The following is a 4870-nucleotide window of genomic DNA, read 5'->3' as shown; positions in this document are numbered from 1 at the left end:
CAGGCGCCAGCGCAGCACCCGGACGTCGGCGGCGGCCGGGCCGGTGCGGAACACGGCGAGCAGCCGGCCGTCCACCGGGCGCAGCCGCTCCAGCCGGGCGTCGCGGAAGTAGCGCCGCAGGTCGGCGAGGTCCTGGTGCAGCCGCGGGTCGTCCAGCAGGGTGCCCTCGGTGGGCGCGGGGGAGAGGTCGGGGTGGTGCAGGCCGAGGACGTCGGTGAAGTCCCCTTCGCCGTCGGTGAGGTCGGCCGCTCGGGTGCCGAGCAGCAGCAGCCCGCCGACGGCGGTGAGGTCCTGGGGCAGGCAGGCCCGGGCGGTGGTGAGCCGCCCGGTGCCGGCCAGCCGCAGCTCCCCGCCGCCGAACTCGCCGACCCGGCGGGCGTTCAACGCCTGGGCCCGGTCGGCGAGTTCGGCGGCGGCTCGGGCGAGCCGGTCGCGCAGGACCTCGTAGGTTCCGGCGTCGAGCCGGGCGTCGAGGGCGTCCACGGTCACGGTCACGTTCCTCAGTTGACTCAGTTGAATCGGTCGACTCGGTTGCTCGGCGGGCAGCGGGTCACTTGGAGCCGTTCACGGAGGCGAGGCCACCGGCCAGCGTCCCGATCGGGGTCTCCGCGACGCCCAGCTGCCGCGCCGAATCCAGCAGTCGGCGCAGCTGGCCGGCCTGGTCGCCCGCCCCCGAGCCGATCAGCTTCATCAGCAGCGCGGACACCGTCAGGTTCTGCACGTCGGCCGTGGAGACCGAGGAGAGCACCCTGGTGAGGTCCTCGGTGAAGCTGGCCCGCCCGTCCAGCCAGGGCCCGGCCAGGGTCTGCGCGGTCTGCGAGTGGCCGACGAAGGCGTCCACGCTCTTGCCGGCCGACACCGACTGCACCAGCCTGTCGAAGAACACCGAGTCCCCGCCGACGATGTCGATCTTCGCCTTCTCCAACCCGGCCGCGACCAGCGCCGCCTGGGCCTCGGCGATCTGCCGCTGGGTGTCCAGCCCGGCCAGCCGGACGTCCTTCTCGGCGGCCAGCCGCAGGCGGTACTCCTCGTGCCCGCGCGAGGCCTCGTCCAGCTTGGCCATCGCCGCGGCCTTCTCGGTCAGGCCCTCGGCCTCGGCCTTCAGCTTTCCGCCGATCTCCAGCGCGGCGGCCTTGGCCTTCTCGGCCTGGACGGCGGCCTCGGCGCGGCCGACCTTCTCCACCGCCGCGGCCTCCTGCTCGCGGACCTGGACCCGGGCCAGTCCCTCGGCGGCGGCCTCCGCCCGGATGCCCTCGGCCATCCGGATCTTGGCGGCCGCGTCCAGCTCGGCGGCCTGCTGACGGGCCTCGGCCAGCACCAGCGCCTCGCGGGCCCTGTGCGCGGCGGCCTGCTCGGCGGCCTCGGCGGCCTTGATGTCCTTGACCAGCTTCTCCTGCGCCTCGGCCTCGGCCTGGATCACGACGGCCTTGCGCACCCGCTCGGCCTCCTCGGTGGCGCGCAGCGTCTTGACGGCCTCCTCCTGCTCGGCGACGGTGCGGTCCACCGCGACCCGCTCGCGGACCACGTCGGCGACCTCGCGCCTGGCGGACTCGACCTCCTTCTCCTTGGCGATCGTGGCGAGCTGGGTCTCCCGCTCGCGGCCGACGACCTCCAACAGGCGGTCCTTCTCGATCCGCTCGTTCTCCACCGCGATCACCCGTTCGCGGTTCTTCTGCGCCACCGCGACCTCGCGGGCCTGGTTCTCCCGCTGCACCCCGAGCAGCTCCTCGGTGCGCAGGAACGCGGTCTGGGCGTTCAGCCGCTCCTCCTCCTGCACCCGGGCGATCACCGCGTCCTCCTTGGCGCGCAGGGTCTCGATCTCGCGGCGCTGGCGGATCTCGGCGTCGGCCTGCCGGCGCTCCAGCTCCAGGACGGCCTCCCGGGCGTCCACGTTCTGCCGGGTGATCTCCTTCTGCTCGGTGCGCTGGTACTCGTTGGTGCGCACGTGCTCGATCGCGGTCAGCTCGGTGATCTTGCGGATGCCCTGGGCGTCCAGGATGTTGTCGGCGTCCAGCTGGCTCATCGGGGTCTGTTCCAGGTGGTCGATGGCCGCGTCCTCAAGGGTGTAACCGTTGAGGTCGGTGCCGATGACCGCGATGATCTGGTCCCGGAACTCGTGCCGGTGGGTGTACAGGTCGGTGAAGTCCAGCTGCTTGCCGACGGTCTTGAGCGCCTCGGCGAACTTGACGGCGAAGAACTCCTGGATCGCCTGCGGGTCGCTGGCCCGGGCGGTGCCGATCGACTGCGCGACCTTGATGACGTCCTCGACGGTCTTGTTCACCCGGACGAAGAACGAGATCCGGATGTCCGCGCGGATGTTGTCCCGGCAGATCAGACCGTCCCGGCCGGCCCGGTGGATCTCCACCGTCTTCGCGGTGATGTCCATCAACTCGGCCTTGTGGAGCACCGGGAGGACGATCGCGCCGGTGAAGGTCACGTCCACCTTCTTCGTCCGGGAGACGATCAGTGCCTTGCCCTGCTCGACCTTCTGGAACAGGCGGCCCACGAACAGCAGCATGGCGAGCAGGATGAGCAGCACGACGGCGACGAGCACGCCGAAACCCACGGCGATGGTGTCCATCACGGAGTCCTTTGACGAGATGGCGAGTTGGTGCGAAAGAGAAGTGCGGTGAACGAAGGCGACGAATCGTCAGGTCAGTTCGGACGGCGGATCGAAGGGCGCCACCAGGAAGTGCTCGCCCTCGGCGTCGTAGTCGAAGATCAGGGCGGTCCGTCCGGCCGTCAGGCCCGGTTCGGGCTCCGCCGTGCGGACCTGGACGGTCGCGGTGGAGCCGTCCTCCGCGGTGACCTCGGCCTGCCCGAAGTCGGCCGTCACCCGGCCGGTCCGGATCACGCAGACCCGGCCGACGAAGTCCCCCCGGGTGGCCGGCCGGTCCTGCGGGAACAGCCGCGACAGCGGCCGGACGAGCGCCCGGGTGCCCGCCCAGGAGGCGACCAGCGCGACGGCGAACACGCCGCCGCGCGCCGGTGCCCCCGAGGTGAGGACGGTGCCGGCCAGGCTGACGAACCAGGCGAGCGCGACCAGCAGCGACACCGCCACCGTCACGGGCACCCCGCCCAGCCCCAGCGCGTCCAGCACGCCCGTGTGGTGGCCGGCGCCGTGCCGGTCGGATCCCCCGTCGCCGCCGTGCCCCCCGCCGCCGTGCCCCGGATCTCCGGCGTGCCCCCCGTGCCCGGCACCCAGGTGGTGCCCCGCGTGCCCGACGTCCACGTGGTGCCCGCCGCCGTGCCCCCCGTGCACGGCGCCGGGCACCAGGCCGCCGAACAGCATCAGCAACCAGTACCCGACCACCACCACCAGCGCGAAGCTGAACAGCGCCGTCGGAAAGGCCAGCGCGGCCGCGAAGAATCCCCCCATCCCGGCCACACTCCCCCGTCTTTCCGCCGGCGCCGCGCTTCGGCACCGAGGAGATCATGGCAGCGCCGGGGCCCGCGGCACATTGCCAGGATCCGGCAATTTTTACGCCCTCTTGACACCCTGGTACATGCGGCCCGCGTGACACTGCAACAGCCCGGCAACAGGACGGCCGCCGGACGGTCGCAGCGGTGCCCCGCAGGTTTGGCGCCGCGGGACTACAGCGGTTGCTCCGGCCAGTTCAGCAGCCGTGCCCCCATGGCCGCCGTCTCCAGGGTGAAGCGGTGGAGCGCGTCCGCCGGGTCGTACCCGGTGAGCGCCTTGATCCGCTCCAGCCGGTAGCTCAGGGTGCGCACGCTCAGGCCCAGCCGGCGCGCCGCCTCCGCGTTCACGTACGCGGCCTCCGCCTGCACGGCGATGGTGTCCAGCAGCGGACGGGCGCCGCCGCGTGCCTCGGTCAGCGGGCCGAGCACGCTGCGCACCAGGTCGGCCATGGCCGCCCGGTCGCGCATCAGCACGGGGAAGACCAGCAGCTCCTCGGCCCGCAGCTGCTGGGCCGGCAGGTCCAGCCGGTGCGCGTAGTCCAGCGCGCCCAGCGCCTCCTCGTAGCTGCGCGGCACCCCGCTCGGCCCCGAGTGCCGGCGGCCGGTGGCCACCCGCCGCACCGGGTGGTAGCCGGGGCCGGGGCGCAGTGTCAGCTCGGCGAAGGCCTCCAGCACGGCCCGCTCGGAGTCCGGGGCGATGCACACCAGCCGGCCGTCCTTGCTGGCCAGCAGCACGTCCCGCTCGCCGAACCGTCCGGCCAGTTCCCGCTCCACCCGGTGCACCAGTGGATGCACGTCCGCGAACGGTTCGTCGCCCACCGCGACCGCCACCGTGTACGCGCCCGCCAGCCGAAGCCCGAACCGCTCCGCACGCTCGGCGAGCAGCCCGAGGTCGCTGCGGCCGAACAGCAGGTCGTCGATGAACTCCCGCCGGGCCGCCTCCTCCTGGCGGACGGCGAGGCGCTGCGCCCGCTCGTGGCCCTCGCCCAGCGCGGCCAGTGCGGCGTGGGTGGTGGCCAGCACCGCGTCGCCCATCCCGCGCAGCTCGGTGACGCTGCTCGTGGCCGTCGTCCCGGGCAGGGTCTGCCAGGCCCGCCGGGCCGCGGCCAGACAGTGCGACACCACCTCGCGCAGCCCGTAGCCGGCCTCGGCGCAGTGCTCGCCGAGTGTGCGCAGGCGCTCCAGCTCGTCGCGGCGCAGCAGCCGGCCGGTGCGGGAGACGTCGGCGAGCAGCACGAGGTAGACCTCGGCCAGCTCGGCGGGTATGTCGTACTCGATCTCCTCGGTCACCGTGTCCTGCCAACCCCCGTGCAGCCTGGTCATTCGGCGCTGAATTTATCAGGGACGCCCCCGGCGGGGACCGCCGCGGCGGCCCCCGCGCCACCGGTCGCGGACGCGTGGGACGGAGCGTGCGCCGCTGCCGTCGATCCGCCACCGCACGGACGGCGCC

Annotated in this window: 4 protein-coding genes; all 4 read right to left on the bottom strand. The window is 73.3% G+C overall.

The annotated features are described in order from the left end of the window. The coding region (locus KS423_RS38535; protein ID WP_224284390.1) for a DNA repair ATPase at nucleotides 1-489 on the bottom strand (489 nt) is incomplete at its 3' end. 61 nt (nucleotides 490-550) lie between these two features. Further along, a complete protein-coding gene (locus KS423_RS38530) occupies nucleotides 551-2581 on the bottom strand; it encodes a flotillin family protein (protein ID WP_224284389.1) in 2031 nt (676 codons plus the stop codon). 69 nt (nucleotides 2582-2650) lie between these two features. Then, nucleotides 2651-3379: an OB-fold-containig protein gene (locus KS423_RS38525; RefSeq protein WP_224284388.1), complete on the bottom strand. Its 729-nt coding sequence runs from the start codon at nucleotides 3377-3379 to the stop codon at nucleotides 2651-2653. A 215-nt stretch (nucleotides 3380-3594) separates the two neighbouring features. Beyond that, nucleotides 3595-4743, bottom strand: a complete 1149-nt coding sequence (locus KS423_RS38520) for a CdaR family transcriptional regulator (protein WP_224284387.1) — start codon at nucleotides 4741-4743, stop codon at nucleotides 3595-3597. Between the last annotated feature and the right edge of the window lie 127 nt (nucleotides 4744-4870).

The sequence above is a fragment of the Streptomyces sp. LS1784 genome, assembly GCF_020103755.1.
GTDB lineage: Bacteria > Actinomycetota > Actinomycetes > Streptomycetales > Streptomycetaceae > Kitasatospora.
The sequence above is the reverse complement of the archived record's forward strand: the minus strand, read 5'-3'. Positions and strand labels throughout refer to the sequence as shown.

Bases quoted from the DNA above. Each gene is read 5' to 3' on its own strand.
- KS423_RS38530 (WP_224284389.1), bottom strand. From the start codon at position 2,581: ATGGACACCATCGCCGTGGGTTTCGGCGTGCTCGTCGCCGTCGTGCTG.
- KS423_RS38525 (WP_224284388.1), bottom strand. From the start codon at position 3,379: ATGGGGGGATTCTTCGCGGCCGCGCTGGCCTTTCCGACGGCGCTGTTC.
- KS423_RS38520 (WP_224284387.1), bottom strand. From the start codon at position 4,743: ATGACCAGGCTGCACGGGGGTTGGCAGGACACGGTGACCGAGGAGATC.